Here is a 26,245-nt window from a genome sequence, read left to right as displayed (position 1 = left end):
TGAATTTATTTTTTGCAAAGATACAATTTACTATATGATAATTAATTGTAAATTTAAGCGTTGATAAAATGAAGTTTATGAATAAAAAAACAAATATTTTAATAGAAAAAAGAAATAGTGAAATTCACTTAAGACCAAGGTTTTCTATTGATTTGGATGAAAATAATCTTGATGTTATTAATCATTTTTCTGAAGAATTTAAGAAAGATGATTGTAAAATTAGAGGAAAAATTGTTGATGGTCATATTTTTATTTCTGTTCCTAAAAAGGATGAACATTTTTGGTCTCCTCAATTGCATTTAGAAATTTTAGAAGCATCTGAAAATACTTCTCTTTTAAAAGGATTATTTGGACCAAAACCACAAGTTTGGACACTTTTTATGTTTGTTCATTTTGTAATTGGTGTTTCTTTTTTCGGTTTTGCAGTAATGCTTTACAGTAAATTATCTTTAAAAGAAGAGATTGTTTTTCCGTTAATAATGATGGTTTTTTTGCCCTTAGTTTGGGTGCTTTTGTATTTTTTAGGAAAAATAGGAAAAGACACAGGTAAAAATCAAATGAGAGAATTACACGATTTTATGATAGAAGTTATCAACCATTAATTTTGATTGTAGCCAAAGCGTTTTAACTGATTTTTATTACTACGCCAGTTTTTATTCACTTTTACATACAATTCAATAAAAACTTTTTTCTGAAAAAAACGTTCTAAATCTTTTCTTGCTTCTGCTCCAACTCGTTTTATAGCAGTCCCTTTATGTCCAATAATAATACCTTTTTGGGTATCTCTTTCTACCATAATTACAGAACGAATTCTAACAATGTTTTCTTCTTCTACAAAACTTTCTGTTTCAACTTCTACAGAATATGGAATTTCCTTTTTATAATGTGTTAGAATTTTTTCTCTAATTTTTTCATTGACAAAAAAACGTTCTGGTTTATCTGTTAATTGATCTTTTGGATAATAAGGAGGACCTTCTGGTAGTAATTCTTTTATTTTCTCAAAAACTGTTGTGACATTAAAATTTTCTAAAGCAGAAATTACAAAAACATCTGCATTTGAAACTTTTTCTTTCCAATATTGTACTTTTTCCTCAACTTCTTCTTGCGATGATTTATCAATCTTATTCAATAATAAAATAACAGGTATTTTGCTATTGATAATCTTATTAAAAAAAGCTTCGTTTTTTAAAGCATTTTCACCAATTTCTACCATATAAATCAATACATCAGCATCATCTAAGGCAGATTTTACAAAATCCATCATAGATGCTTGTAGTTCATAAGCAGGTTTTAAAATTCCTGGCGTATCAGAAAACACGATTTGATATTCATCGTGATTAACGATTCCTAAAATTCTGTGTCTAGTAGTTTGCGCTTTTGGTGTAATTATAGATAGTTTTTCGCCCACCAAAGCATTCATTAAAGTAGATTTACCCACATTCGGATTTCCAATAATATTTACAAAACCAGCTTTATGTATCATATTGCAAAGATAGTTTGTTTTGTTAAGTGACTACAATTTAAGCGAATAAAAAATAATTGAAATAAAGTTTGGAAAATGTTTACATTGTATTGTATATTTGCAGTCCAAATCGCGGGATAGAGCAGTAGGTAGCTCGTCGGGCTCATAACCCGAAGGTCACTGGTTCGAGTCCAGTTCCCGCTACTAGAAATAGCACAAGCCCTTTATTTATAAGGGCTTTGTTGATTTTAGACAAATTACCGTCTCAAATTTGTCTCACATTGATGTTTAACTTTTTGCAACTGGTTTAAAAACCTGATGTAAAAAAAAAATGTCCACTACTCAAAAAATCAGAAATGTATTAGTTCTTGTAGATTTTGTTCCAGCAGAATTAAGAGAAAACAAAACTTGGAAGATAGTTTACTACGTTAAATGCCCTATTGATAATAAACTTAAGAGAAAGCAAAATAGAGTCAAGCCATTAAAAAGTATTACAGAAAGAAGAAAGCTGGCCAGAAAAATGGTTTTAGAGCTTAACAAAAAATTAGAACGAGGTTGGAATCCATTATTAAACGATAATGAGATTAGAGGTTTTGTTAAATTTTCTGATGCTGCACGTTTATTTTTAGATAGAACTGTTAAGGAGGTAAAAAATCAAGATAAAAGAGTTGATACTTTAAGAAGTTACAAGTCCTTTATAAAAAACATTTCAGATTATCTTGAGGAAATTAAAGAGCAAGATATGTTCGTTATCAAATTCAAAGATGAATTGGTGCGAGATTTTTTAGATGTTGTTTATTACGATCGAGATAATTCTGCAAGAACTCGTAACAATTATTTAAATTTTATCAAAACGTTTAGTGATTGGTTAATTCGTCATAAATATATATCTCAAAACCCTACTACAAGAATTGAACTAATCCCAGAAAAAACTAAAGAACGTGAAATAATTCCAGACGGAACTTTAAAAGAAATTTTCAAATTTTTAAAAGAGAAAAAAGAGAATTATTATATGGTTTGTTTGATTTGCTACTATTGTTTAGTCAGAAGAACCGAAATAACTAAACTTAAGGTAAGCGATGTTATTTTAAAAAATGGAGTAATTTATGTGAATAAGAATGTGTCTAAAAATAAAAAAAGTATGCCGGTTACTATTCCAGATGTTTTAATTCCTTTTTTGGTAAACCATTTAAAGAATGCAGAAATGGGCGATTATTTGTTTTCTGATAATTATTTACCCGGACGAAATAAACTACCTCCTAAAAAAATATCTGACGAATGGGTAAAAGTAAGAACTGCCTTGAATTTACCTAAAAAATATCAATGGTATAGTCTAAAAGATACAGGTATTACAAATTTATTAAAGGCAGGAGTTCCTCCAATAGCTGTAAGAGACCAAGCACGTCATCATAGCATTACACAAACAGAAGCTTATACTCCTAAAGAGATTTTAAAAGCAAATGTAGATATTAAGACAGTAAAGATTTAACTTGCTGTAACTGTAATATCAATAGTATTTGTTAAACCAACAGAATTAACTACTGTTAATCTAATAACATAATCCCCTGCTAAATTTATATAACCACTATTTGTAAAACGAGTTATAGAGTGAACTGTATTTTGAGATTGAAAAATACCAGAGGCATTTCCATCAGGACTACTTAATACTTCCCATCCAAAGGATAAGTCTAAACTTTGAGGGTCGGTTGAATTGTTTGCATAAATATCTATGTAAAATGAACTTGGGAAACCAAATTGACCTATGGAAATTGATGCATTGAATCGTGTAACAAGAGTTGTTCCCCATGAAGTTGAAGAAGTAAAAGCAACAGGAGGTAAATAAGTAGTGTTACCAGATCCATTATCTATCACTAAATTAAAATCTGGATAACTTTTTAATTTAAAGAGGCGAAATTTAACGCTTTCAAATAATGAATTGAGATTTGTTCTTTGCAGATTATGTACTAAAAATGAATTGTTGTAAAACCAAATAATACTTTCTGAATTCAATTTAGAAGATACATAGATAGGTAATTTTAAAGTTTGATTATACTCTTCTGAATTTAAAAGTTGAAACATCCAACGTCTTAAAAACAAATGAATAAAACCTAATCTAGAGTATAAATTATCTCCATCATTTACGAGTGGTTTTGCATTTGCATTGCTCTGAAAAAACAAAATAGAATTACTTTCTTGATTACAAACTACTGGTTGACCTTCAATAAATAGTGATTTCAACGGTTGTAAAGGCAAAGAAAAGGAAGAATAACCGATAGCAGAAGGTATGAACTCTCCTTTCTTATTCATATAAAGTGTTTCGCCATCATCAAAAGAAATCTTATACCCTAAAGATTTATTTAATTTTCTAGCAATAGATTTTGTCATATATTTTGATAAATCTATTTGTTCATTCGAACTTTGTGATGAATTGAAAAAATTAAACTTAACAGTCTTTGTTGGTTCATCAAAAACAGATGTTAAAGCCATACTTTCTTTTAAATCTGAAATATATTCTCCAACACTTTTATCTGGAAGTAAATCTTTCAAATCAATAAAATCTTTATACAAAGGCCTTTCAGTTCCTGTTATTTCATAATCTCCTTCAAGAGTATTTTCGGTATTTGATGAACAAATAACTCTTATTTCTAAATCTTTACCAACGTCAGCTGCAGCAACATGAATTTCAGTGTTTATAGTTCTTTCAAAAGTGTTATCATCATTGTTTCTTGCTATGGCAGCTCCTAATAATTGATTGTCAAAATAAACTTGAATATAAAACTCTTCGTTTGCAACAGTAAACGAACCTTTTACATTTAATTCTATAGAATATGATCCTTTTGAGTATAAAGCAAAAATTCTTACATACTTATTATAGGTTACAGTAGATGGAGAATATCCAGAAATATTAGATTGACTTAACGTTACTGTTAAATTGTTGTTTAATAAGTAGTCTTTATTAGTGTAAAAAATAGAATTATTATGATATTGCAATGCTTTGCTAATGGATGCGTGCGTGTTAAAATCTCCAACAACAGTATAATCTATTTGAGAAAATATAAATTTCACTATTTCTTTAACATAAATAAAAGGTCGCATTTCATTCATCTTTTTAAAAGGAATGCTGTAAGCATACTCTAGCGTTTTTTCAAAATCTCCATTTATGTTTTTATTTAGAAATCCTAAATAAGCTCCCCAATCATTGTCTTTATAGATTTCTGGATGATATACTTCTGAAAAATTAATTAAAGTATCTGGATAATCTTTTGTAATAGTATCTTTTGCATATTGGTAAATATCATCGCCAATATTTAAAACTGGCCATGGAAGCATTTTTAGAGGAATATCAAATATTGTTAATTTGTCTGGACTGTAGTAAAAAATTGATTTTATACTATTATCAATATTTAAAATCATTAGTTCAGCATCGTAATACCTGTCATTTCTAAATAAAAAACCTGCAACAACTTGATTTCCTTCTACACTATTATGTGAGCTAACAAATTCAAAAAAAGGAATAAAGCCACGTTCGTTTGGAATGTTAAAAGGGAATGATTGCTGTTTAATCAAATCTTTTTCAAAGAAAGAATTTTCATCAGAAAACTTAATATCCAAATGAGAAAGATCTAATCTAAAATCCTCTGTAATAAATATTGTCATTTTCTGAATATTTAAATGTTAGTGTTTCATTTTGAGTATAGTTATCTGTGTCAAATGGTGTTATTTTTTGAGATAATTTTTTAGTTAACTTTTTAAGAGTTGGCAGCTCATAAATATTAAACGACCTTAATAAATCAATAAGCATATCATGCTTATAGAGATCTCTGATATATCCGGTATTTATAATAATTTCTGATTTTTCTTCAGTTGTATTAGTGGTAGAAACTGTTTTATTATTTCTAACAAAAATGTTCTCTTTTGATTTAAAAGAAATAGGAGATTTTTTTGCTCCGGTAAATTCTATAGAAGTTAATGTTCCGTAAGAATTTTGATAGACTAATAAAGAATGATCTACTTCTGGAGGTAAAACGTAAAACTTACCAAAAGTAAAAACTGAATTATCAGAAAAAACTAATGATAAGGCAAAAGAATCAATGTTGGCTCCTATTATTTTTTCAACAGGAATAAACAACGTGTGTAACTTTTTAGAAGATATATAGCTTGGTAAATTGATTTCTGATACTACACCGTTAATTTCTAATCGAACTTTAACAGGAAATAATGTCGCATAAAAAGAAAATGACAAAAGGTTTTTAAAAGTAGTAGTTGTAGAGTGCTTAATGGGTAAAAAGTATTTACCTGCATCAACTACATTACTAAAATTAACAAAACTTACATCTCCTAAAACCATTGAAAAATTTATAGTTTTAGTATCTAATTCAGTATTGTTTTCCATTTCTTTTAACACACAGGTAATACCTGCTATATCAAAAGAAGCAAAATTAAAATCTGTAGTATTAATTTCAGATACTTCCAGTTTTTGAGTTATGATAGAATGTATATAATTTTCAAAATAGATTTCTGCTTCATTGTTAAAAAAAGGAATTTCAAAATTATGATTCCAATTAAATGCACCAAAAACAACAGATAGTTCTACTTTTAAAAAATTAGCATTATTTACAGTAGTAACTAAAATTTTATTGTTCTCTAAAGTACCGTATAATTTATTCTCTTCGTAATTTCCTAAATAGTTCATTGCCTAAATTTTTAGCAATTTATAAGTGATTTTTATTTTAGAATAGGACAAAAAAAACCACCCAAATTAATGAATGGTTTTACCACAATTGAGCAATTGTGTTTCGCAACCTTAAAATTGTATCATATTGTTATCTGCAAAAGAATAATAGTTATAGCTTCCCATTATTAAATGGTCGCTCAATTTTATATCTACAAATTTTAATGCATTGTTAAGTTTGGTAGTTATGTTTTTATCTGCTATTGATGGGCGTAAACTACCACTTGGATGGTTATGAGCAACAATAATACTAGACGCTAATGTTTTACAAGCCAATGCAACTAGCAGTTTTACATCTATAAGACAAGTGTTACTTGTGCCAGTACCTAAACAACGCCAACACAATACTTGATTTTGACTATTTAGAAACAAAACATAAAATTGTTCTTGGACGTGTAGTAATGCAGAATCCCAAATTTTATGGAAAATATGAAACGCATCTCTACTGTGATGTGCTACATTATTTAATTTACCTGGTTTGTAATCGACTTTTATTTCAGATAAAAGCCATTCGTTTTTTTCTTCGTGGTTTGACATAATTAAGAAGATTTAAAAACGGCAGGAGCTGTCCAGTCCACGAATACCGAAGTAAAACTAACTGTCTGGGCGTTACCGCTTCAGAACTCCTACCTATATTAATAAAATTGTTTTTGAATATCATAGTATTCGTGGATTTTTGACGTTGTAAATATATGAATTATTTTAATATCAACTATGGGCTTGAAGCCCATAGTTGAATTTTACATTTATTATTTTTTGAATAGGTCTAATTGTTCGTTAATTACATTTTTATCAAGTTTATTCATTCTTTCAGACGCATTTTTAATTAAAGATTTGTATTTCTGAATTTCTTTATACCTATCATCTTGTTTAAGTTCGTCTTCTAATTGAGAAACTTTTACTTGATATCCTGTCTTTTCTTTTAAGATAGCTGTTCTTTTTGTGAATGTATCAAAAAGAGCATCATAGCATTCTTTTTTATAATTTATTAGATTTTGTTTTATTTCTGGTTTTACATTTTTTGGGTTAATTGTAAACAACCAACCAAAAACATACCTTAAAGGGATTGTTCCCATTTTATACGTTTTTCCATCTGCTCCAGTTATACCCCTCAGGGTATATAACTGACCTATAATTTCATCGGCTTTTATTTTCTCTAATTGCTTTTGAAAATCCACTCCAATAGCATTGCAAATTGGTTTAATTGCAACAAATTTTTCATTATTAATTGTTGCTATTGGGATTTCTTTTTCATTTACTGTAATAATCTGTGCGCTCATAAATTTTAGTTTAAAAATTAATTTTCGGTAAATATACTCGAAAATATTTACAAAACAAGTTTTTTTACAAAAAAACTCGAATATTTTTATATATTCGCAATATGGTTACATACAAAGAGCAATTAAAAAAGAAGAAATATTACACTATTAATAAGGAAAACTTAACATTAGGAGTGTTTAGTAATCTTCGTAAACTTTGTGAAGAAATGAAAGAAAAAGATAATAGCTTTCCTTCATATTGGACAATTGTTAAACTTGACAAATCAGAACCTATCAAAATAAAAGATTATATTATTCAAGAACTGCAAATGAATAATGGTAAAGTTTAACTTCTGGTATTATTAAAAATATCTTCGTGTTCCTGGTCAATTTCTTTTTGCCTTAAAAAATCCTCGTAATCCTTTACTACATAACCTTTAAATCCTGCATCAAGCTTTGAGTCTAACTTCAATAAAAGGCTCATTAACATTTGGTTCGTTTCATTGTTAGCTGAAGTTTCATTACTATCTTCATCATCAAAAATTGGAGCAGGTGTAGAAGAAGTAGTATTTAATCCGCCATCAAAAAAGCCAGGGCCTTTTAAACGTTCACGTTCTAAATATTGAATTGTTGGCGCATATCGTGGACTTTCAGTCATCCATTTTGGAGAAACCCATTCATTTATATGATAAGGACCATTAGGCGTGTCCATTGCTACTCCATCTTGAGAGTCGTATCTAATTGGTTTGTCGCCTGTAAAACCTCCATCGTAAAAACCACTTATTGCAGATGCACCAATAGAAGCTATTTGAACTCCTGCATTTATTTTTGTAGCTAAAATTTGTTTAGTTGCTATTGCTGTATTAATTCCAGTCCAAGGTAAACCTCCTGTTAGTGGAGAAGCTGCTATTGCCTTTGCATTTGCAGCAGCAGTAGAAGCAGTAATTGTTGCAATAGATTTTGAAGCACCTACAATAATATTATTTATTGCCATAGCTTTTTCTAATGCAAAAAGCACTTTGTAAATAGCCGATTTTTCACCTAATATTCCTTTTAAAGTATTAACTCCAAATCTTAATGCATTCGCTTTTGCATTTTCTAATTCGAGTTCTGCATCTGCTAAACGTTTATGGTGTTTTTTTAGTTTTTCTTCGTATTCTTTATCGGATTTATCTTTTTCTTTTTGTCTTTTATCTGCATATTTTTTTCGAATAGCAGCAATACCTTCTTCTTTAGCTGTTTCTAAACCTTCTTTTAAAATTCTATCAGCTTCACTCAACTCTTCGTTTTTTAAGCCCAAAATTCCAGCTTCTTCTTCCATTTTAAGAAGTTTGGATTCTAGATTTAAAATTTCTTCTTCTTCTGCTCTAAATTGTACTTCTATTTTTTCGAGTTCTTCTTGTAATTTCTTGTTTTCCTGCCATTCCTTTAAAAATTCGGCTAACTTCTTTTTAGATTCAATAACCCTTTTATCTTCTGGGGTTAATTCAGAATCTTCTCCATTAGTATTTGTAACTATTGGAGTGTCTTCATCAGTAGACGTGACTTCTCCTGTATCATCACTTAAAAAATCAGCTAAAGACACTTTTTCTAATTTGCTTTTGTCATTAAAAGCATCATAAACTTTAGAAACAGCATCCACACCTACTTTAGCAACTTCTTTGATTGTTTTATTTAAAGCACCAAAGCCTTGAGAAAAACCTTTTTTAATTTTGTCTAAATCAAAAGTAAAAATACCAGCAACTATGTTTCCTAAACCTTTAAAACTATTCCAAGCACCAGAAATTAATTTACCTAAAACTTTAAAAGGTGTAACAGCTATTTGACCTATTGCACTTAACAAAGCTGAAAATAAGCCAGACTCATTATTAAGTTCAACAAACCAATTATAGACATCTACACCGCCTTTAAGAATTTTTAAAAGTGTTTGTGTTGCAAATAGTTTTCCTTTTTGAATCCAAACATTAAAGCCTTTTGAACCTGAAGCAAATAATTGTGTATAAACACTATTCAATTCTTTATTTGTATCTAATTGTTCTTTTTGAATTTGTTGTATTTCAGTAAGCGGTTTTTTTTGTTTGTTAAGAGCAATATTAACAGCTTCAAATATTTTTAAAGCACCACCTGCATCTTCTCCAGCTCCTTTAAATAAATCTGCTGTTAATAATTGTGCTTGTTGAGAATTTAGACCAATTCGTTCAGCTTCAGCAGAAATTGTAGCCAATGCATCTTTTGCAGTTACAGAACCGTTTTTTAGACCTATTAACAGTTTAGATGTAAATTTTTCGCCAAAGGCATTGGTTAAAGCCTCTTTAGCTGCATCTGTTTGTTCTACAATAGAAAGGTTAAATTCTTTTATAGCATCTGGTAACTTATCAGAATATATAGAAAGGTCGATTCCAGTACTTACGATATTTGCAAAGTCTTGTGCAGAAAAACCTGCGTTTTTAAATTGGATAGGATATTCTTTTAAACTATCTAAAAATTCATCATTTTTTAGCTTACCACGTATAGCACCATCTTCTATTAAATCAAAAGCTTGGTTATAAGAAATACCAAAGCCTTTTACTAAACTTTTTGCAGTTTCTACAGATTTATTAATATCAACTTCAAAGGTGTCTTTTAAGATTTCTGCACGTACACGAATAGCATCTACAGCTGTACCAGTTTCTTGAGTTAAATCACGAATAAGTTGATTTGTTTTTTCTATTTCTAAATTATAATCTACCCATTTTTTTACTCCTAAAGCAACACCAGACAAAACAGCAATTGCAGCACCAATTGGTGTAGCAATAAATGCCCAAGCTGCTTTGGTTATTCCTTTTATATTACCAGCAATACCTTTTAGACCTGCACTTACAGAATCTAAATCTCCGGTAATTAAACCGTTTATTAAATTACTCCAATGACCACGAGCCTCTTGTAAAGAAATATTTGTATCATATATTTCTTCCTTTACATTATTTTGAGCTAAAGTTAACTGTTGGAGCTCGTCTTTATACTCTTTTATTTTATCGGGCTTAACCTCCCATTTAAGTTTACCCTTAATTTCAGCAATTTTTTTACCGATATGACCAAGGCTATTTTGAACTTCCTTGTCATTTATAAAAATGGATAATTGTCTTGTAATTTTTTTGTTAGCCATTTTTTAAAAATTGATTTTTGATACTACTTTTTCACCTCTAATGCTTCCTATTTCTGAAGCCAAAGTTTCTAAAGCATTGTTTGCTTGTAAAGCATCATTTAAAAAATTGGTGTTGCTTAATAATCGAAGTTTCACGCCATTATTTTTTACGCCATCAAATCCAAAATGTTGTTTAAAACCGTAATGAGGTATTTTAATTACTAATCGTTGTAATTCGCCTCCTTTCATTTTTTTTACAACGGTAGATCGTAGTATTTCGCTATTACCTTGCGTAGTTTCAAATAGATTACGAATTTCACTTTTAAGAGATTTTCTTAAAACTAAAGCTGCTTTTTGACCAGCTTGTTTTTCTAATTGTTGGAAGTTTTCTCGAGACATTTTACACCTAATTTATATGGCAATTTAGGTGCGTTGGTGTTTTTAAAATAGGACAGAAAAAAACCACTCAAATTAATGAGTTCTTAAAAATTATTTCATCAATTTGCAATATATTTTTATGCTTACTTCATCAATAAAAGTACCTCCTATAGCATACACAATATTATCATCTAAATCATTAGTTAAATAAATGTTCATACCTGGTTCTTTTAAATGTATCCAGTCAACATTATAAAAATTATCAATAACAACTTTTTGAAACATTTTTTTATAGCTGTAGTACCAATTAATCAAATAGCCTATTATAAAAGTGATGAATAAATTAATAATAAATATTTTTTCCATTTTAAAATTATTTTAATCCAAATCATCCCATTTAGAAACATCTGGTATAGTACATACTTGGTTTTTTAAAGAGACTTCACATCTATAACCATACAATGCATCAGAAAATAAAGGTCCTACTTTAAAATGATGGAATGAATTTTTATCGACCATACCATACAACCAATTCTTAACTCCATTAATCTTTGGTAAACTAGCATCGTGTAAAATTCTGGTTTCAATATCAAAACAGATTTGTTGGCAAAAATCAAGTACTTCATTTTGCGCATTGTATTCATCTAAATTACCAGTTTTGTTATTTGGCTTTCCTACAATGGTAAATGCAGTTGTATTGGTGTGCTTGGTTTTGGTTTTATCTCCAGAGGTTTGAGTTTCTACAGCATCAATTAATTTTACAGGTAATTCTACACCTTTACGCAATGCTCCTGTAACTTCAGAAACATTCCAACGATATTTTCCTTTAATATCTTTATGAGCATCTGCTAATGCTTCTAGATAATTGACAACTGTTAATAATGATACTCTAGGCATTTGGCTCTTTTTTTAGTTGCTCTTCAAATTCACTTAAAAAAGTATATACATTGGTAGTTTTAGTTTCGTTATGAGAACCAAATTTTGCACCAGATAAATGCAGTATTAATTTACCAAAACCACTACTATTTGGTGTTTTTTGCTTTTTAGTGGTTTTAGGAAATACAACAGGGAATTGCGTGTACAAATATTCTCTACAACCTTGATATGTTATCGCAGTAGCTAACAAAATTGGCTTATTAATTTTAGAGAGTGCTTTTGCACGCTCTTCTAGTTCGGTTTTATCAAACAATAAACGTTTTCCTTTTTCGTCTTTTTCTCTGTATAAAACAGCGGTTAAATATTGTAAGTATTCAATATCTTTTGTTTTGTGCCATCCTAAATACAAATCTTCTGCGTGAGCAAATTCATCTACATTTAAATTTGTAATTCTTTCATTTGGAGCAAACAATTGTTTGTTTTTGATTTTTATACTCTTGATGAATTTTGTACGTTCTTGCTTTTCGTAAATAAAATTGTAGTGTTTTTTAAGTTCTGAAATTGGTACGTTTTTTAAAACTTTACCAGCTTTATACGCTTTTAAAAATTGCCACCAACGTACATTTAATAATGTAAAAAACACCAAAACATCTTGTATAGCATTTTTTTTACAGTGAAAAACACTAGCCAATTTCTTTAGTTGACGTTCAGTTAAATCATTCCAATTAGTAGGTATGTTAATGTTTATTGTCATTTTTTTATTACTACAATTACTAAAACAACATTTGCTATTACTGACAAAATTAAATATTTCCAAAGTGAACTATTCTTATTTTCTAAATTAGAAATAGTGGTTTCGTTTATTTTTTGAATAGCCTCAAGTTTTTCAATTTGTAATTCTAAATTTTTGACTTTAGCAGTATTTTCTTTTACAATTGTTTTAGTCTTAACAAGAGTGTCTGTTTGGTAAATGGTTTTATACTGAATTAAAACTTTGTTTTCAATTTTATCATCAGAAACTACACTATCACAATCTACAGTAATCGTTTCTTTTTTTACTACAGTATCTCCTTTAATTAATTTTGTTTTCTCTACAATTTTTTCTTTAACAGGAAAAGTTTCTGCGCAAAAACCAGAGGTAACTATTGGAAATTTAAAATGTGCTTTAACTACTTGTTTTTGTGCTTTTTCTAAAGTGTAGCAAGAGGTAAATGTTATTAAGATTAGTAAGGTGTAGATTGTTTTTTTCATAATATTAATTTTTAATTTGAAAATGCATCCAGTCATAATTTTTCTCAACTCCTAAGCTTTCAAAGCCGTGTTTGTAAAAAATATCAATCATTGGCTTGTATTCAGGCCTTGCAAAACGAGCTGTAGCACTTGTTTCTCTTAGTCGATTTCTTGCAGGATTTAAATCAATAGCAATACCCCAAGCGTGTGTAGACCAAGCAGAACCACCTCGCATTCTTCTATAATTGAAACAACCGCCATACAAATCTATTCCTAAACGTACAATTTCATCATAGCCATAGTGATCTAGCAAATCATTAAATACAGCTAAAAACCTGTCTGCAACCAATTTATGACAACTCATTCGAGTTACAGAAACTTCTATATCCCAAGCTAAACGCATTGGGTATGGTAATTGAATAACTGTTAAATAACCTGCTCCAGTTTCGTTTGGACGCCCATATTTTGCTATAATTTGGTTTGTTGTCATTTTAAATCTTCTTTATTTTTTGACGTCCTTAAAATGATGCCAGAAATACCAATTACTTTATCATTTATTTTTCTTGGATATTTTAAAACCAAAGCATAGTACAAATCTCCATTTACATCTTCTATGGTTTCAATTCTTCGTGTGTGTTTTTTGCTTCTTACAACCGATTTATCAAAAGTTATAAAACCAGCAGCTATTTCATCGCTCCAAACAGAATAATCATCATTCCCTATATAATCTTCTGAAGTATAATTTCTTGGAAGTAAAAACATTTCTTCATAAGGTTTGTTTAAGTACAACATTTTACCATTTGTATCTTTTAACCACATTGGTAAAGGAATGTCTGTATGGCTACCCTCAAATAATATTAACTGATTTCTTAATAGTGAAATTTCTTCTTTACTTTCAAACTCTTTTTTTCGTAAATCTTTAACTTCTTCTTCTAATAAATCTATTCTTTTACTTAAGGCTGTGGTAATTTCTTTTCGTTCATTTAACAAAAACTGATATTCATCTACATTTTGCTTTCTCGAGTTAATTCTAAAAGAAAAAAATACGCCAATACCACCACCAAAAATAGCAGTAACAATAGGTACTATTATAGAAGAATATTCCATTATAAAAGATAAATTATAAAAGTGATTATTAATCCGGGTATAATGGTAAATACGAAATCTAAAAACTCAACATTTCCATGACCTTTAGAATCAAAGTATTCTTTTGAAGCTGCTAATACAATACTTGGTAAAGCAATTAACCAAAGCGCATCAAAAATAAAGAAGCCAATTACTCCTGCAATGGAGTATAGAAATCCCCAATAAAAGTGACCTAACTTATCTGCTTTAGGAGTGAATTTTTGAATGAGTTTATATAAGTTTTTCATACTAATTAGGTATTGAAATTTGTTTTGAATAGAAAAAACCGCCAATTAACCTGATTACAGCGTGTGTTAACCAGTTTTTAAATTTCTTTTTAGGAGCTAGTTTTTTACGCCAAAGTGTACGCTCTTTATCAGCGAATAAACGAGCCTCATAAAAGCTATTATTGAAGTGCTGAATTTGTCCAACTTTATCAACCCATAATTTATCGTGAATTAAATCTCCCAGAAAACCTTTGTCGATTGGATAAAAAATAGACCACGCCCATTTTGGTACTGAAGCTAAATCTGTTATAAAACCTTTTTCGATAGTTAATACATAACCATCTGATAAAGTAACTTCTATATCTTCAGTAACTTCAAAGGTGCGTTCTCCATTGAAATGAGGAATGTACCTTATAGGTATATAGGTTGGTGTCTGGAGGAATTGCAATTTCATTACTCTTCAAATTTGAATTGCACACCTAAAGGTTCTCCATTTAATTTCCAAGATTTTATAACGAATGCTTTTGCTAATTGTAATCCGATTGCATCAAGGTTTGGTTTGAATACCAAAGCATCTCCAATATTATCTTTTAAAAGGTACTTTTGAATAGATTGGTAATTAGGATAACCAACTTCAATAGGCTCTGTACCATCTAATTGACCTCCTGCCTCTAGAAATACAAATAAGTCTTTTGTTTCTCCGTCTTTTGTGACATACGTTGGAGCATAACTATTTGGCGTGAACTCTAAAGTATCAGTATCTAGTACTTTAACTTTATCTACTTCGAATGGTTTTAATTCTCCATTTTCATCTTTGAATTGAATGTCTTTGTAGTTTTGACATAACCAAAATGAAATTTTTAACTTATCTAATAAAGGAATGTCTGAAAATTCGCCATCAGAGACAAATATATCTTTGAGTATCTCTTTTGTAATTGGATGAACGTAATTGCTATTTTTTAATACTAGTTTCATATTCTTAAATTTTATTGTGATACTGGTAGATTGTTTGTATGAGTAGATGTTATATTTTCAAAAGCGGTTGTTTCTAAAGAAATATTCCAACCAGTTAACCAAGTAGCTGGTAAAATAGAAGAATGAGTTGCTATTAATTTAGAAACTTTTACTTTTAGATATGACCAAGTTGAATTCAAGTCACCAATATATATACATGCTTTTCCTCCTGAAGAACCTAATCTTATTGGGAAGTTAATTTCTATTTTGGAGCCCAATATTTGACAAGAACTAGGCATCCATAAATTAGAACTTGGATTTAAGTAACCACTTACGATCACAGAAAAAGATTTATCTGTAGAGAAATTATATACTTCTATAAAAACCTTTATCATTGAACCTGAATTATTTACAGGTAATTTAATTTTTATAGCCCCAGTTTGAGAATTTGAGTAACCTACTGCAGCATCTAAAGGCTCTAATTGCGTTACATTTCCATAACTAACAGATGAAGGTGTATTTCCATTCAAATCATCCAGACGTTGTTTGTTGTTTTTAGTATTATCATGAAGTTTACGAATATTGGTTCTTAAACCATCGCCTTGACCATCATTAGGTGTAACCCCTGTATTAATTGTATCGTGAAATGCCATATTAATCTATATCACAAGTTATATTTTCGTTATCGCAAGTAATTGTTTCCGAATCGCTCTTAAAAAAGGAGGCGACACGATTAACTCCTTGTTTTAAAACACTAAAAATTCGTATCATAATTCAAATATCTAGCTAATCCCATTTTTAAAATAGGACAACTTTTTACAAGCCAACTAAAGACTTGGTATTGGTTAGTGTTATATGCTTTTGTGCTTCTTTAATCTGATATTCTGGAAACTTTGCAGTATTCGAAACTATTAGCTTAATTGCCATTTTTAAATATTCTTCGCCTTCTACTTTCTTACTTTTTTTTGTATGAATTAAAAAGTCTGAAGTTTTCATTTGAGAAAAAGATATGTGTTTTTCATAAGGCAATACATCAAAGCGCATGTGCATTCCTTTAGCATCTAAAACAAACATTCCGTTATCTACTGTTTTCATTATTGTAAAAGCAACAATAGATTGCTGTAATAATTCTTTTACTTGTTTTCTTACAGTATCTGTTTGGTTAATCTTTAAGGCTACTAACAAACTTGACCCTATAACTGGATTTATAAATTGATCTTCTACAACTTTAAGCGTAGGTTTCATAGCAACAAAAGTTTGCCTGCTGTTAAAGATGTGATAGTATTTATTAAGAATTGACGTTTTGTTTACTAATAATTCTTTGTAAACTGTGTAGCAATCTGAACTAAACCACGCTGAAAATTTATCTGCGGATTTTTCCATTACATCTAGTAATTCGTCTAGTGCTTTATGTCCTGCTGATTTAAAAGATCGTTGCAATTCCTTAAATTGTTTGTCTGATGCTGATTTAGTATTTTCATTAGAAGTAACGTGAATACCATTGTCTGAAATTTGAACAGCATTTATAGGTAAGTATAAATGATACCCAAAATTAGCAACTGCTTCTTGTGCTAATGCTTGCGCCTCTTTTATAATGGGGTCAGTTTGTTCTGATTCGAATACGGTTAACTGTGCTGAACCGATTAAAGGTTTCACAAATTCACGTTCTGCAATTCTTAAAGAAGATTTAACATTGTCAAAATCTACTGAACCATTTACAGAAATATATTCTCGAAGTGTTGCTGTATCTTTTATAATCATAATTGAGCTGCTTTTTGTGTTCCTGTAGGGTTTTGGTCTAAAGTTGTAAAAGTTGTTTCTTCAAAACCACCAACTAGTTTTTCATCCCAATCGTTGTAATCTTGAATAAATTCAAAAATTTCTAGAGTGGTTTCTCTGTCTGGTTTTTTTAAAGCGGATAGAATGAACCAATCTAATCTTTTATCACTTCCAGAACCACCACCGTCTTTAGTACCAGGTACTCCTGCACCAATTAAAGAAGGAGAAACTCCTGCTGCTGTTAACGCTGCTTGTATTCCTGCTGCTGTATCATCTAAATAAGCACCATCCTTTTTACCTTTTTCGATTTCAGTAATTTTTAGTCCAGGTTGTGGTGTACCATTATCATCTTTATAAATAATTGACATAATACTTTTACCTCCATTTTCTACACCACGTAATGATTGATCTAATTGTTCAATAAATTCTTTTCTAATTTCATCTTGCTTTTCTGGAGTAAAACCTTCCCATTTATTATTATACTTTCTTTCAAAGTATTCTTCAAAGACTTCAACGTGTAGATTCACGTTCATTTTTTCTTCTAAAAAGGCTTTCTTAAATTTTGGTATGGAATTAATAATATCTAACCAACCACTACTTTCTATTGACTGCCATTCTGGATCTGGATAATAACCGCTAGTAAGCATTGGAAAACAAACAGGACGAACAAAGTTGTGTATTTTATGTTTTTTGCAGTATTCTTTTACTTCTTCAGCTGATAAAAAAGAGTTGATTAAAGGAATTTTATCTACATATTTAGATGCAACATCAACGCCTTCTTCCCATTTAGAAGAAATGTACAAATTATTTATTGTACGAGTGTTTTCGTCCATAATTTCAAAACGACTATCTGCTGCGAATTGTCGTTTTACTCGATTTATTTTTTTGAAATCTTTAGACAAAACATATTCTGGACATGCAAAATGCCAGTATTCTTCATCAGAAATAATTTCTTTAAAAAAACGCTTCATTCTGTTGCGTTTAAAAAAAGCATTAATCTCTGGATGCTTGTGTAAAGGAATTTGTTTTATAATTCGTTTTTCATTTTCGTATGTTTCTTCTGCCAAAATAAAACCAGAACCATAGTGTGCATTTATATTAACTCTTAAACCCCTTCTTAACGTTCCTGTGGGTTTTATTTTCTTTGTTATTTTTTGAGGATAATCATTGTTAGCACCCCAAGCTGCAATTTTACCAGAAGCATTTTCGGTATGCAGAATTACACTAGTTACATTTGCATCTGCTTTTTTAGTAGAAGCGAACGAAACTATAGCTTTGGTATTTCCTCCTGTAATGGCTACATCGCCTATAAATGTTGTACTCATTAATAAATAACTTTTTTACCGTTAATTGAAATAATTAATCGAATATGAATTTTTTTCTTTTGTCCATTTTGTAGTTCTAAATTCCTAGTTCTATTTTCAAAATGGTTCGGATTTCTTTTTGAGGTTGTGCCAGATTGCACCGCTTTTATTAAAGAATTTTTGGATGGTATACCTTTTTTAGAGCGTAATTTTTTTACTTGCTTATACTCATAAAGTTTACCTCCAGTTTTAGAGTTTCTTTGAAGCGAACGAAATGTGATATCAAAAGGATAAGCGTTACCTTCTTTATTTTTTTTATCGATTATCGCAAGTGCATCCTTTAAAGAAATATTTTCTTCCATAATGCTAATTTCGTGCGACTAGTCATTTTAAAATAGGACAGAATATTTTTAATCATTTTTGTAGTAGAAAAGAAGATTATTTATAATAAAAGCACGTTTTTTTATTAGGATAAGATTAAAAAACAAACTATTTACATTGTTTTTCTACTGATAATCTCATTTTTTAACAAGTAAGTATTTTATTTTCAAATACTTAAAGGTTAAAAAATTCTTGTAGAATCTCTTTTATACATTCTCTTTACGCCTCGTCCTTTGACGAATGACAATTGCCATAGTCAAAAAAAGAGGATATATGAAAATTGAGTTGTAAAATAGCTACATCGTAGTTGGTAGGTCCCAGTATTCTTTCTTGCCTTTAAGCAAGTGCTTATAGATATCCCATATAGGGATATCGAACGCATCTGGTAGGTGAGTGGTGTGTGCTTGATTCATAGAACTATTACGTTCATCTTTCTTTACTTTCTCTATACCATTCTTCCCTTCTTTAGCTTCTGCACGTTCTAAACCAATGATAAGATTTGGGCAATTGTATTCGTTTATTTCTATAGCAGGATATCGTGAGTTGCTTTGTTTAAACATCATATTGATAAGTATGTACTTATCATTATGTGGAGCTACAGGTTTACGTTTACTCTTATCATACACAATCCATCCTTTCTTTTGTAGTAGAGAAACTAATACATCTCCATAGGTTTCATTTGTACCTTTCTTTACTTTAGCATTACCATCATGACCATAGTATAAATGAACGGTTTTGTTTGGAAGTGGAGCATAATACTCTACAAAATCATTAATTAAATCTTCTTCATCTTTAGACTCACTTTGTTGTGATGCCCAAAACTCTTTTAAGATTCTATGTTTGTTGGGGAGTTTTTGCTGTACAACTGCTCCAGAAAAAGTCCCCCAATCAATAGATAAGATTAAAGGCCTACTCTTATCTATATCACAATCTTGTTTACAGTTGAATGATGCCTTTGTGTAATTACCAGTAATATTTATGAGATAATCATTCTCCTGGTCCACATAATAATGGTGTGGTTTTAATTGCGGATAAAAGCCGTCTAATATTTCAGTTGGTCGTTCGTTTAAAATTTCTGCTCTATAATGCAGTTCACTTGGTGCTTCTGCTTTAATTTGCTCTAAATAACCATCCTGTAAATTATGCATATTTACTTCTGCAGATGCTTTTATAAAATAATGTGTTTTTCTGTTTTCTGGTAATTTGCAAAAATCTTCTTTATCTGTAAACCATTTTCCACGCTTTGTCATTGCAGTAGAAGAAGCATATATCTTTGCCCCAAATAAAGAGCAGTTTTCAAAACGAGCCTCTTTTGCTCTGTTGGTTATGGTTACATTATTATATAATTTTACAGGATCAAACAAAACAGCTTCATCGCCAACTTCTCCAAAAGAATTTAAGCCACGTCCAGAACTGGTGTTGTCCATAGAAACAAATTGAAATGTACAACCGTTAGACCAATGCATTATATTGTTCCATTTATCTGGGGAATAAATTGGCGCATCATAACCTAACTTAGTTCCATCTTTACCAATTACATAATCGATATTTTCAAAAATGTTTAATTTTTTTAAGGCATTTTTTGTTGATGGCAACATAGTTGCTAAAATTTGCTGATAAGTAGGACCCACAAAAGCAAAAGAAGCACCAGGCATTTGTTGTACCATTCGTAACATTATATAAGCAAGAATAAAAGACTTACCTGTTCCACGTCCCCATTCTAAATAGATTACTTTTTTACCACCAAACTCTATTTGAATTACAACATCTAATTGCGCATCATTAAGCTCAAATTTAATTTTATTCTTCATCTTTTATAACAATTGCTTCAGCATCTACTATTTTGTTATAATCTCCTACACCAGATTTTCCACGAGCTACTATTCTATCAATAACTATTTGTGGAGCAGAAATAACTACTTTTTTGTATTCTAATTTTTCTGGATTAAAATTAGCAGCTTCTTCATTTGGCAAACAATCTCTTAAAGCATCGTGAAAACCTTTAGCAGATTTCATATCTCCTTTTGCCATTGCTTTTTTAAAGCCCTCTAAAGCAAATTGATACAATAATGCTCTTTGCCCATCTAAATCTGCTCGTAAGACATTACCATACAATTTTTCTGCATTTCTAATATCTCTAAAAGCTTGCGCTCTTTTAATTGGATATGCTTTTTGTAGAATTTGAGCAACTTTTGTTTTATTCTTATATTTTGTTAATGCTGTCCAAGCCGCTAACCAACGTTCATTTACTAACTTTTGGTTTGGTGTAAGTTTGTGTTTTTTTGGGTCTTTATAATGTGCCCAAACTTTATCTAAAGAAGTGTCTCCGTTATTTATTAAAGCTATATTTTCTTCTGCCATACTCCAAAAGTGGCAATTGTCAAAATGTTAGAATAGGACAAAAAAAACCACTCGAATTAATGAGTGGTTTTTAATTTTTAATGATGTGTATGGTACTTTACAAATTTTGTAATTTCTTCTGGATAATTTTTAACCAAAAAAGTAAGTGATAAAATATTGTTTAAAAAAGTAGCACACGCCTTTTTCTGTGCTTCATTAAAACATTGGTCGTTCATTTCTGTAATACAATCGTGTAATAATTGTTGAGAATCTTTAATGTAATTAACGTGACCTTCAAAACTATCTAACCACCAAGCTATTTTTCTTTCTATAGGTTCTTCGTCTTGGATTTGTTCTGTACTTTGTCGCATAATAAATTGTTTTATAAATACCCAAGTAAGTCTGCGACAAAGTACAGCAATTAAAAATTGAAGACTGCAATATTACTATTGCCTTACTTGGGATTTGATTAATAAATTTTGTGTTAAAAAGCATTTTTTAATTACTTAATTGTACTATTGTCGCACTACAAATATATAAAAAATAATTTAATCTATATCACAGCTCACATCATCACGATCTGAAGTTATGGTTTCATAATCTGTTGTAAAGTACGATACAACACCACTTAAATCTCCTAAATAATAAGGAGCATCATATTTTTGAGAATCTCCAAAAACCAGAGTTGTTACATTTTCTCCATCTTTGGTAGGTTCTATTTTACTACTGGCTTCTATTAACTTACAAGGTTGCTTTTTAGAACCAAATTGTCTTTTAAAATTGCTTCCAAACTCTGGTGCTAATACAATTAAATCTTTTCCTTTAAGCCAACGTTTAAAACCTAATAAATCTGCTTTAGAGCCTAAAAGCTGTACAGTTAATTTATTTTCTTGTAATGGAGATTTTGTAGCTGTACCAATTTGAGTTGTTTCTAAAGAAACACTTTCTTGTATTGCTTTTACTTTGGTAAAATTTACGCCATCTATAAAAGTATGATTGTTTTTTATCACAATTAAATCATCAATTACACTATCTGGTTTTAGCTTTTTAATTTCTATTGGCTCTGTAATATTTAGCATTTCATCTACCAAACCAACATATATTTCTTCGTGATTGAAAGCTGCTGTAACTTCGTCAAATTCAGTTCCTAAATTTTCTATCTTAATCATTCTTTGGTGTATTTATCAATTCATTTAATTGTTGTAAATCAAGTTCGTGTTCTAATAATTTACTTTTTGCTTTTTCTAAAGCAATTGCTTGTTTAGTGGTTTCAGATTTGGACAAATTTTGTCCTAAATCATTTTCAAAAATTTCAACCGTTTTTTTGCATTTAGATACAGAAATTCTCTTATTATTTCTTGATTGAATTAATTGTGCAGCAGTTAAAGAATTGTAGTTTCTTGGAGCAATATTCAACACTACTTTATGCTCTACATAGTGCTTTAAAACTTTTTGAGCAGTTTCTATAGAATCAAACAAATCTTCTATTTCGATACATAAAGAAAGTGCTGCACCTTCTTCTGATGGATGCAATTGATTTAATTGGAGTTTTAGAGAGATTGCTTTTTGAAAATTAGCACGTTGTTGTTGTGATAAAGGGTGTAAATCAACATGCAATTCATTTAATCTGTAAAAATAGAATGATGTATTCTTGGTTGTTTTTTCAATTTTTGGAAGAATAATAGAAGGATCTAATTGTGATTTTTTTGTTTTTTTCACAATAAGAGGTTTTGCTATTGTGCCTTTTTCTCTAAACTTACCCAACTCATATTTTAACTTTTCAAAATTAGAAGGACTTTCTTTTCTTAAGAATAAGCGCACTAAATTAGGGCTATGCCCTTTTAATGAAGCGTATAGTAAAATACCTGCATTATAATCAAAACCATTAGAGAACCATTCGTTTACTTTCATAGTGTAAAAATGGCAATTGTCAGCAGTTTAGAATAGGACAAAAAAAAGACACTCTAATTGAGTGTCTTTTAAATTTTTAAAAATGAACTAACTTTCTGTAAAAATTGTTATTTGTTTTTCTTGGTTTTGCACCATAAAGCCAAGATGTATAAATGTGTTTAAAACATCTGTAATTAACTCTTTATTATCTATACAAGCGTGGGTTTCATTTTCTTTTAACCATAAATTAGTGTTGTGTAAACGCTGTAATGCGTGTTGGTGTTTTTTTAAATTATCGCCAACCACAGTAAACGCATCTATAATTGTATCTTTTATATTTACATTTTCCATAACTATGCTACGTTTTTAAGATTAAAATAACCAATTAACTCTTTAAAAAAAGCTTTGTTTTCTTTTGCAAAATCTTTTTGATCTTGCTTTAAACTCTTTGTACCATATTGCATAATAATTTGCTTGTATTGTTTTTGAGTTTCTTTTTTTAAACCATTTAAAACTTCTAAAACAAAGGCAATATTGTAGTTTTTAAAAATTTCTGTAAAAGCATAATCTTCTTTTTCTAGAGCAGTAACAAAGGTATTAATAAGGTTGTGTACCTCATAATTTTCTGTAGCTATCAACAACGCTTTTTGTAAGCTTGTGGCTTTAAAAAATTGGTAGGTCATTTTATCTTGCACCAAATTTTGTGCAAATTGTAAAATACCTAAACTGGTGTCTGTTTTACTTATAAAAGTAAATTGGGTTGGTGCAACTGCTGTTGCTTCTGATGATTGTTGCATAATAAATTGTTTTTAAAAGACCCAAGCAAGTTTGCAACAATCATCAGAAATACAAATGCATTAAAGAATCCCAACTTTATAGTTGGCTTACTTGGGCTAAGATTAATAAAAATTTTGTTTAAAGATTGCATTGTAATCTATTTTAATAATTGTTGCATTGCAAACATACAAAACTTTTTTTATTTGTTACGCTTTTGTTACGGAAATTTATTTATAAATTGCCATTATGGAAAATTTAGAGTGGTGGCACATACCAATTTTTATAGTATTATGGATATTGGGTTTGTTTTTTAACGATTACATTCGTAAAAATAAATATAAAAAATAAAAAAAACCACTCTGTTTAAAAGAGTGGTTTTCCTAATTATAACAAACTAATTAACTAATGAAAAATTATGCAGAAGGTTGTGAAGTTATACCACCTCCAGTTACACTATAAATTGGTGCATCATATTTTTGTTTATCCATAAAAACTAATGTAGTTGTATTTTCGCCATCTACAGTAGCTTCTATTTTACTGCTAGATTCAGAAATTTTACCAGCAAATTTAGCAGATCCAATCTGTCTTAAATTACCACTGCCAAATTCTGGAGCTAACACCACAATATCTTGACCTTTAAACTGTCTTTTAAATCCTAATAATTCTGGTTTAGAACCTAAAAGTTGTACAGTTAATTTATTTTCTTGCATTGGCGATTTATTAGGATCACCAATTTGAGTTGTTTCTAATCCAACACTTTCTTGTATAGCTCTCATTTTAGTGAAGCCATAACCAGTATTAAATGTGTGTGCAGTTGTAATAGTAATCAACTCTTCTAAAGTTGTTGCAGCACCATCTCCACATAGTTCTTTTGGTTCTGTTAATGAAGCAAAAGTTGATAGTAAAGCTACATAAACTTCTGTGTGCGAAAAACCACCTGATACTTCACAACCTGGTTCTCCAATTTTTTCTACTTTAATACTCATGGTTTAGTGTTTTTTTAGATAAATAAAATTCGATTCTATTAAAGACTCCATTAAATCTTTATCAGCAACAGCATCAGCAGATGTGTACTTATTTCCTTTAAATCTAAAGTTAGTAACCGTAAATTCAAAAACTCCTTCCTCGTTTTCGTAAGTATCACCTTTTGCTACTTCTGGAGTTGCAGTTGCTTCTGCTAATTTTTCTTTTAAAGAAGTGATTTCTTCAAAAGCAGTTGCTAATTTTTCAGTTTCAGCATCACGTTCTTGTATTGCTTTTTCTGTAAGTTCTTTTTGTCCTTCTAATTCATTTTTAGCAGTAGCTAAATCTTTAGTTAGAATAGGATGTTCAGCAATTTTAATTAAATTACTTATTTCTGGATTTGTAGCACCGTCAGGAACTTCTACTTGAAGTTCCTTTGCACGTGCTAATAATTGTTTTTTGTTCATTGTTTACTTTTTAAAGATTATACCCACTTAGCTACATAAACCAACTCATTGTGTCCAAAGCCTAAACCTTCCCACCAATCAGACATTAAGAAAACTTGTCTTAAATGCTCTTCTACTTTTGGTTTTTTCATTCCGTTAACTCTTCTTAAATACAAGAAATTATCTACAGGAGACATCCAAAAATATTTTTCTCCTGCCATAGAAGGTAAACCAATCAATTCAACATTAGTAAAATCTACAGTAGGTTTCTCTGCATTGTAATTAACATCAGTTCCATGTGTATTACGCTTATCTCTATGATACCAACGTAAGATTCTTTCATCCATATATACACGTTTTTTAACGCTGTCTAACAATGGATCAATATTATCAACAAACTCTTCTACCATATCAAATGCATTAGCAGGTGTAACAGCAGCAGACAATGCAATGTTTTGCATAGAGCTATCTGCAATTCCAGCATCTAAAAGAGTTTTAACACCATCAATTGAAGCTGCAGTTGTACCAGCAGTTCCAATATTAGGAGTAACATATTGTCCTTTAAAGTAACCTTTAAGTTCTAAATCTTGTTTTAATTGAGGTATAACCTCATTTTCTATCATATAACGAACAATTGGCCACTTTGCACGTTCTTGTTCATTAAGGCCTTCTAAGAATCCTAACCAAGAAGCCTTTACATCGTCTGGATATAAAGCTAAATCTATCTTTAAGTTTCTTAGTTTAATTTCATTTGGTTTGAATTCAATATTCCCTTTCGGAGTGAATTGCTTTTGAAATTGTTGTACAATTTCTCCTAAAACCACATTAGAAAAACGATACGTATCGCCATCATAAATTAGTGGTTTTGCATAACTTGCCGTTACAGATTTTTGGCGTAATGCAGAAAGTAAACGTTTTTCGTTTTGTCCTTCTGGAATGTAGTGTCCACCAAATTGAGTAACTAAATCAGTTTTTACGATTGACATTTTTTTTAATTT

At 29.9% G+C, this 26,245-nt stretch carries 33 protein-coding genes and 1 tRNA gene; 4 read left to right on the top strand and 30 right to left on the bottom strand.

Annotated elements, in window-relative coordinates:
* Window positions 1-77: 77 nt before the first annotated feature.
* Entirely contained in the window at window positions 78-602 is a 525-nt protein-coding gene (locus ACY2RX_RS05030; protein WP_490102871.1) for a GTP-binding protein, read from the top strand.
* Here the strand turns inward: ACY2RX_RS05030 and era are convergent.
* Window positions 599-1,483 carry a GTPase Era gene (gene era / locus ACY2RX_RS05025; protein ID WP_490102870.1) on the bottom strand — a complete coding sequence of 295 codons (885 nt, stop codon included), beginning with the start codon at window positions 1,481-1,483 and terminating at the stop codon, window positions 599-601. The two genes, ACY2RX_RS05030 and era, sit on opposite strands and share 4 nt — an antisense overlap.
* 110 nt (window positions 1,484-1,593) lie before the next feature.
* Between era and ACY2RX_RS05020 the strand changes: the two genes are divergently transcribed.
* Both ACY2RX_RS05020 and ACY2RX_RS05015 read left to right on the top strand, forming a co-directional pair.
* Window positions 1,594-1,666 (top strand) — tRNA-Met (locus tag ACY2RX_RS05020).
* 127 nt (window positions 1,667-1,793) lie between these two features.
* A complete protein-coding gene (locus ACY2RX_RS05015) occupies window positions 1,794-2,951 on the top strand; it encodes a tyrosine-type recombinase/integrase (protein ID WP_490102869.1) in 1,158 nt (385 codons plus the stop codon).
* On the opposite strand, the gene ACY2RX_RS05010 is transcribed toward ACY2RX_RS05015, so the two are convergent.
* The 4 genes from ACY2RX_RS05010 to ACY2RX_RS04995 form a co-directional block, all read right to left on the bottom strand.
* Window positions 2,948-5,119, bottom strand: coding sequence for a hypothetical protein (locus ACY2RX_RS05010; protein ID WP_490102868.1), 2,172 nt, complete (start codon window positions 5,117-5,119; stop codon window positions 2,948-2,950). The two genes, ACY2RX_RS05015 and ACY2RX_RS05010, sit on opposite strands and share 4 nt — an antisense overlap.
* Window positions 5,091-6,155, bottom strand: a complete 1,065-nt coding sequence (locus ACY2RX_RS05005) for a hypothetical protein (protein ID WP_490102867.1) — start codon at window positions 6,153-6,155, stop codon at window positions 5,091-5,093. The genes ACY2RX_RS05010 and ACY2RX_RS05005 overlap by 29 nt, the downstream gene beginning before the upstream one ends.
* Before the next feature lie 111 nt (window positions 6,156-6,266).
* Entirely contained in the window at window positions 6,267-6,731 is a 465-nt protein-coding gene (locus tag ACY2RX_RS05000) for a JAB domain-containing protein (RefSeq protein WP_490102866.1), read from the bottom strand.
* 212 nt (window positions 6,732-6,943) lie between these two features.
* Window positions 6,944-7,474, bottom strand: coding sequence for a phage antirepressor N-terminal domain-containing protein (locus ACY2RX_RS04995; protein WP_490102865.1), 531 nt, complete (start codon window positions 7,472-7,474; stop codon window positions 6,944-6,946).
* Between the two features lie 101 nt (window positions 7,475-7,575).
* On the opposite strand from ACY2RX_RS04995, the gene ACY2RX_RS04990 reads away from it, so the two are divergent.
* Window positions 7,576-7,803 carry a hypothetical protein gene (locus tag ACY2RX_RS04990; RefSeq protein ID WP_490102864.1) on the top strand — a complete coding sequence of 76 codons (228 nt, stop codon included), beginning with the start codon at window positions 7,576-7,578 and terminating at the stop codon, window positions 7,801-7,803.
* Here ACY2RX_RS04990 and ACY2RX_RS04985 read toward each other — a convergent pair.
* The 25 genes from ACY2RX_RS04985 to ACY2RX_RS04865 form a co-directional block, all read right to left on the bottom strand.
* On the bottom strand, window positions 7,800-10,598 hold the full coding sequence (locus tag ACY2RX_RS04985) for a phage tail tape measure protein (protein WP_490102863.1): 2,799 nt from the start codon (window positions 10,596-10,598) through the stop codon (window positions 7,800-7,802). The genes ACY2RX_RS04990 and ACY2RX_RS04985 overlap by 4 nt on opposite strands.
* Before the next feature lie 3 nt (window positions 10,599-10,601).
* Window positions 10,602-10,976, bottom strand: a complete 375-nt coding sequence (locus ACY2RX_RS04980) for a hypothetical protein (RefSeq protein ID WP_490102862.1) — start codon at window positions 10,974-10,976, stop codon at window positions 10,602-10,604.
* A gap of 90 nt (window positions 10,977-11,066) precedes the next feature.
* A complete protein-coding gene (locus tag ACY2RX_RS04975; protein ID WP_490102861.1) occupies window positions 11,067-11,321 on the bottom strand; it encodes a hypothetical protein in 255 nt (84 codons plus the stop codon).
* Window positions 11,322-11,333: 12 nt separating this feature from the next.
* On the bottom strand, window positions 11,334-11,852 hold the full coding sequence (locus tag ACY2RX_RS04970) for a hypothetical protein (RefSeq protein WP_490102860.1): 519 nt from the start codon (window positions 11,850-11,852) through the stop codon (window positions 11,334-11,336).
* Window positions 11,845-12,585, bottom strand: coding sequence for a hypothetical protein (locus ACY2RX_RS04965; RefSeq protein ID WP_490102859.1), 741 nt, complete (start codon window positions 12,583-12,585; stop codon window positions 11,845-11,847). The genes ACY2RX_RS04970 and ACY2RX_RS04965 overlap by 8 nt, the downstream gene beginning before the upstream one ends.
* Window positions 12,582-13,082 (bottom strand): hypothetical protein, encoded by a 501-nt coding sequence (locus tag ACY2RX_RS04960; protein ID WP_490102858.1) that lies wholly within the window; start codon window positions 13,080-13,082, stop codon window positions 12,582-12,584. Before ACY2RX_RS04960 ends, ACY2RX_RS04965 begins: the two co-directional genes overlap by 4 nt.
* A 4-nt stretch (window positions 13,083-13,086) precedes the next feature.
* The gene (locus tag ACY2RX_RS04955) at window positions 13,087-13,551 is read right to left on the bottom strand and encodes a M15 family metallopeptidase (protein ID WP_490102857.1); all 465 of its coding nucleotides are present in this window, start codon (window positions 13,549-13,551) and stop codon (window positions 13,087-13,089) included.
* Complete coding sequence (locus ACY2RX_RS04950; RefSeq protein WP_490102856.1) at window positions 13,548-14,168, bottom strand: PAS domain-containing protein; 621 nt, start codon at window positions 14,166-14,168, stop codon at window positions 13,548-13,550. Before ACY2RX_RS04950 ends, ACY2RX_RS04955 begins: the two co-directional genes overlap by 4 nt.
* Window positions 14,168-14,434: a hypothetical protein gene (locus ACY2RX_RS04945; RefSeq protein WP_490102855.1), complete on the bottom strand. Its 267-nt coding sequence runs from the start codon at window positions 14,432-14,434 to the stop codon at window positions 14,168-14,170. The genes ACY2RX_RS04950 and ACY2RX_RS04945 overlap by 1 nt, the downstream gene beginning before the upstream one ends.
* A gap of 1 nt (window position 14,435) precedes the next feature.
* Window positions 14,436-14,867 (bottom strand): DUF1353 domain-containing protein, encoded by a 432-nt coding sequence (locus ACY2RX_RS04940; RefSeq protein WP_490102854.1) that lies wholly within the window; start codon window positions 14,865-14,867, stop codon window positions 14,436-14,438.
* Window positions 14,867-15,388, bottom strand: a complete 522-nt coding sequence (locus ACY2RX_RS04935) for a hypothetical protein (protein WP_490102853.1) — start codon at window positions 15,386-15,388, stop codon at window positions 14,867-14,869. Before ACY2RX_RS04935 ends, ACY2RX_RS04940 begins: the two co-directional genes overlap by 1 nt.
* Window positions 15,389-15,399: 11 nt before the next feature.
* Entirely contained in the window at window positions 15,400-16,020 is a 621-nt protein-coding gene (locus tag ACY2RX_RS04930) for a hypothetical protein (RefSeq protein ID WP_490102852.1), read from the bottom strand.
* Between the two features lie 163 nt (window positions 16,021-16,183).
* Window positions 16,184-17,128, bottom strand: a complete 945-nt coding sequence (locus ACY2RX_RS04925) for a DUF6712 family protein (protein WP_490102851.1) — start codon at window positions 17,126-17,128, stop codon at window positions 16,184-16,186.
* Window positions 17,125-18,471, bottom strand: coding sequence for a hypothetical protein (locus ACY2RX_RS04920; protein ID WP_490102850.1), 1,347 nt, complete (start codon window positions 18,469-18,471; stop codon window positions 17,125-17,127). Before ACY2RX_RS04920 ends, ACY2RX_RS04925 begins: the two co-directional genes overlap by 4 nt.
* Entirely contained in the window at window positions 18,471-18,812 is a 342-nt protein-coding gene (locus ACY2RX_RS04915) for a hypothetical protein (RefSeq protein WP_490102849.1), read from the bottom strand. Before ACY2RX_RS04915 ends, ACY2RX_RS04920 begins: the two co-directional genes overlap by 1 nt.
* 315 nt (window positions 18,813-19,127) lie before the next feature.
* Window positions 19,128-20,642, bottom strand: coding sequence for a hypothetical protein (locus ACY2RX_RS04910; protein ID WP_490102848.1), 1,515 nt, complete (start codon window positions 20,640-20,642; stop codon window positions 19,128-19,130).
* Complete coding sequence (locus tag ACY2RX_RS04905; protein WP_490102847.1) at window positions 20,632-21,192, bottom strand: hypothetical protein; 561 nt, start codon at window positions 21,190-21,192, stop codon at window positions 20,632-20,634. The genes ACY2RX_RS04910 and ACY2RX_RS04905 overlap by 11 nt, the downstream gene beginning before the upstream one ends.
* Window positions 21,193-21,269: 77 nt before the next feature.
* Window positions 21,270-21,542 carry a hypothetical protein gene (locus ACY2RX_RS04900; RefSeq protein ID WP_490102846.1) on the bottom strand — a complete coding sequence of 91 codons (273 nt, stop codon included), beginning with the start codon at window positions 21,540-21,542 and terminating at the stop codon, window positions 21,270-21,272.
* A gap of 177 nt (window positions 21,543-21,719) precedes the next feature.
* A complete protein-coding gene (locus ACY2RX_RS04895; RefSeq protein WP_490102845.1) occupies window positions 21,720-22,340 on the bottom strand; it encodes a hypothetical protein in 621 nt (206 codons plus the stop codon).
* Window positions 22,333-23,082, bottom strand: a complete 750-nt coding sequence (locus ACY2RX_RS04890; RefSeq protein ID WP_490102844.1) for a hypothetical protein — start codon at window positions 23,080-23,082, stop codon at window positions 22,333-22,335. Before ACY2RX_RS04890 ends, ACY2RX_RS04895 begins: the two co-directional genes overlap by 8 nt.
* 87 nt (window positions 23,083-23,169) lie before the next feature.
* Window positions 23,170-23,412 carry a hypothetical protein gene (locus tag ACY2RX_RS04885; RefSeq protein ID WP_490102843.1) on the bottom strand — a complete coding sequence of 81 codons (243 nt, stop codon included), beginning with the start codon at window positions 23,410-23,412 and terminating at the stop codon, window positions 23,170-23,172.
* 2 nt (window positions 23,413-23,414) lie between these two features.
* Window positions 23,415-23,858 carry a hypothetical protein gene (locus tag ACY2RX_RS04880; RefSeq protein ID WP_490102842.1) on the bottom strand — a complete coding sequence of 148 codons (444 nt, stop codon included), beginning with the start codon at window positions 23,856-23,858 and terminating at the stop codon, window positions 23,415-23,417.
* A 393-nt stretch (window positions 23,859-24,251) separates the two neighbouring features.
* A complete protein-coding gene (locus ACY2RX_RS04875; protein WP_490102841.1) occupies window positions 24,252-24,824 on the bottom strand; it encodes a hypothetical protein in 573 nt (190 codons plus the stop codon).
* 3 nt (window positions 24,825-24,827) lie between these two features.
* Entirely contained in the window at window positions 24,828-25,268 is a 441-nt protein-coding gene (locus ACY2RX_RS04870; RefSeq protein ID WP_490102840.1) for a hypothetical protein, read from the bottom strand.
* A gap of 17 nt (window positions 25,269-25,285) precedes the next feature.
* Window positions 25,286-26,233, bottom strand: coding sequence for a hypothetical protein (locus tag ACY2RX_RS04865; protein WP_490102839.1), 948 nt, complete (start codon window positions 26,231-26,233; stop codon window positions 25,286-25,288).
* Between the last annotated feature and the right edge of the window lie 12 nt (window positions 26,234-26,245).

This window comes from Polaribacter sp. 2405UD43-2 (assembly GCF_058147125.1).
This window is presented reverse-complemented; position numbering and strand designations above follow the sequence as displayed.

Excerpts from the sequence above, each read along its gene's own strand:
- ACY2RX_RS05030 (WP_490102871.1), top strand. The coding sequence starts at position 78 with ATGAATAAAAAAACAAATATTTTAATAGAAAAAAGAAATAGTGAAATT.
- era (WP_490102870.1), bottom strand. The coding sequence starts at position 1,483 with ATGATACATAAAGCTGGTTTTGTAAATATTATTGGAAATCCGAATGTG.
- ACY2RX_RS05015 (WP_490102869.1), top strand. The coding sequence starts at position 1,794 with ATGTCCACTACTCAAAAAATCAGAAATGTATTAGTTCTTGTAGATTTT.
- ACY2RX_RS05010 (WP_490102868.1), bottom strand. The coding sequence starts at position 5,119 with ATGACAATATTTATTACAGAGGATTTTAGATTAGATCTTTCTCATTTG.
- ACY2RX_RS05005 (WP_490102867.1), bottom strand. The coding sequence starts at position 6,155 with ATGAACTATTTAGGAAATTACGAAGAGAATAAATTATACGGTACTTTA.
- ACY2RX_RS05000 (WP_490102866.1), bottom strand. The coding sequence starts at position 6,731 with ATGTCAAACCACGAAGAAAAAAACGAATGGCTTTTATCTGAAATAAAA.
- ACY2RX_RS04995 (WP_490102865.1), bottom strand. The coding sequence starts at position 7,474 with ATGAGCGCACAGATTATTACAGTAAATGAAAAAGAAATCCCAATAGCA.
- ACY2RX_RS04990 (WP_490102864.1), top strand. The coding sequence starts at position 7,576 with ATGGTTACATACAAAGAGCAATTAAAAAAGAAGAAATATTACACTATT.
- ACY2RX_RS04985 (WP_490102863.1), bottom strand. The coding sequence starts at position 10,598 with ATGGCTAACAAAAAAATTACAAGACAATTATCCATTTTTATAAATGAC.
- ACY2RX_RS04980 (WP_490102862.1), bottom strand. The coding sequence starts at position 10,976 with ATGTCTCGAGAAAACTTCCAACAATTAGAAAAACAAGCTGGTCAAAAA.
- ACY2RX_RS04975 (WP_490102861.1), bottom strand. The coding sequence starts at position 11,321 with ATGGAAAAAATATTTATTATTAATTTATTCATCACTTTTATAATAGGC.
- ACY2RX_RS04970 (WP_490102860.1), bottom strand. The coding sequence starts at position 11,852 with ATGCCTAGAGTATCATTATTAACAGTTGTCAATTATCTAGAAGCATTA.
- ACY2RX_RS04965 (WP_490102859.1), bottom strand. The coding sequence starts at position 12,585 with ATGACAATAAACATTAACATACCTACTAATTGGAATGATTTAACTGAA.
- ACY2RX_RS04960 (WP_490102858.1), bottom strand. The coding sequence starts at position 13,082 with ATGAAAAAAACAATCTACACCTTACTAATCTTAATAACATTTACCTCT.
- ACY2RX_RS04955 (WP_490102857.1), bottom strand. The coding sequence starts at position 13,551 with ATGACAACAAACCAAATTATAGCAAAATATGGGCGTCCAAACGAAACT.
- ACY2RX_RS04950 (WP_490102856.1), bottom strand. The coding sequence starts at position 14,168 with ATGGAATATTCTTCTATAATAGTACCTATTGTTACTGCTATTTTTGGT.
- ACY2RX_RS04945 (WP_490102855.1), bottom strand. The coding sequence starts at position 14,434 with ATGAAAAACTTATATAAACTCATTCAAAAATTCACTCCTAAAGCAGAT.
- ACY2RX_RS04940 (WP_490102854.1), bottom strand. The coding sequence starts at position 14,867 with ATGAAATTGCAATTCCTCCAGACACCAACCTATATACCTATAAGGTAC.
- ACY2RX_RS04935 (WP_490102853.1), bottom strand. The coding sequence starts at position 15,388 with ATGAAACTAGTATTAAAAAATAGCAATTACGTTCATCCAATTACAAAA.
- ACY2RX_RS04930 (WP_490102852.1), bottom strand. The coding sequence starts at position 16,020 with ATGGCATTTCACGATACAATTAATACAGGGGTTACACCTAATGATGGT.
- ACY2RX_RS04925 (WP_490102851.1), bottom strand. The coding sequence starts at position 17,128 with ATGATTATAAAAGATACAGCAACACTTCGAGAATATATTTCTGTAAAT.
- ACY2RX_RS04920 (WP_490102850.1), bottom strand. The coding sequence starts at position 18,471 with ATGAGTACAACATTTATAGGCGATGTAGCCATTACAGGAGGAAATACC.
- ACY2RX_RS04915 (WP_490102849.1), bottom strand. The coding sequence starts at position 18,812 with ATGGAAGAAAATATTTCTTTAAAGGATGCACTTGCGATAATCGATAAA.
- ACY2RX_RS04910 (WP_490102848.1), bottom strand. The coding sequence starts at position 20,642 with ATGAAGAATAAAATTAAATTTGAGCTTAATGATGCGCAATTAGATGTT.
- ACY2RX_RS04905 (WP_490102847.1), bottom strand. The coding sequence starts at position 21,192 with ATGGCAGAAGAAAATATAGCTTTAATAAATAACGGAGACACTTCTTTA.
- ACY2RX_RS04900 (WP_490102846.1), bottom strand. The coding sequence starts at position 21,542 with ATGCGACAAAGTACAGAACAAATCCAAGACGAAGAACCTATAGAAAGA.
- ACY2RX_RS04895 (WP_490102845.1), bottom strand. The coding sequence starts at position 22,340 with ATGATTAAGATAGAAAATTTAGGAACTGAATTTGACGAAGTTACAGCA.
- ACY2RX_RS04890 (WP_490102844.1), bottom strand. The coding sequence starts at position 23,082 with ATGAAAGTAAACGAATGGTTCTCTAATGGTTTTGATTATAATGCAGGT.
- ACY2RX_RS04885 (WP_490102843.1), bottom strand. The coding sequence starts at position 23,412 with ATGGAAAATGTAAATATAAAAGATACAATTATAGATGCGTTTACTGTG.
- ACY2RX_RS04880 (WP_490102842.1), bottom strand. The coding sequence starts at position 23,858 with ATGCAACAATCATCAGAAGCAACAGCAGTTGCACCAACCCAATTTACT.
- ACY2RX_RS04875 (WP_490102841.1), bottom strand. The coding sequence starts at position 24,824 with ATGAGTATTAAAGTAGAAAAAATTGGAGAACCAGGTTGTGAAGTATCA.
- ACY2RX_RS04870 (WP_490102840.1), bottom strand. The coding sequence starts at position 25,268 with ATGAACAAAAAACAATTATTAGCACGTGCAAAGGAACTTCAAGTAGAA.
- ACY2RX_RS04865 (WP_490102839.1), bottom strand. The coding sequence starts at position 26,233 with ATGTCAATCGTAAAAACTGATTTAGTTACTCAATTTGGTGGACACTAC.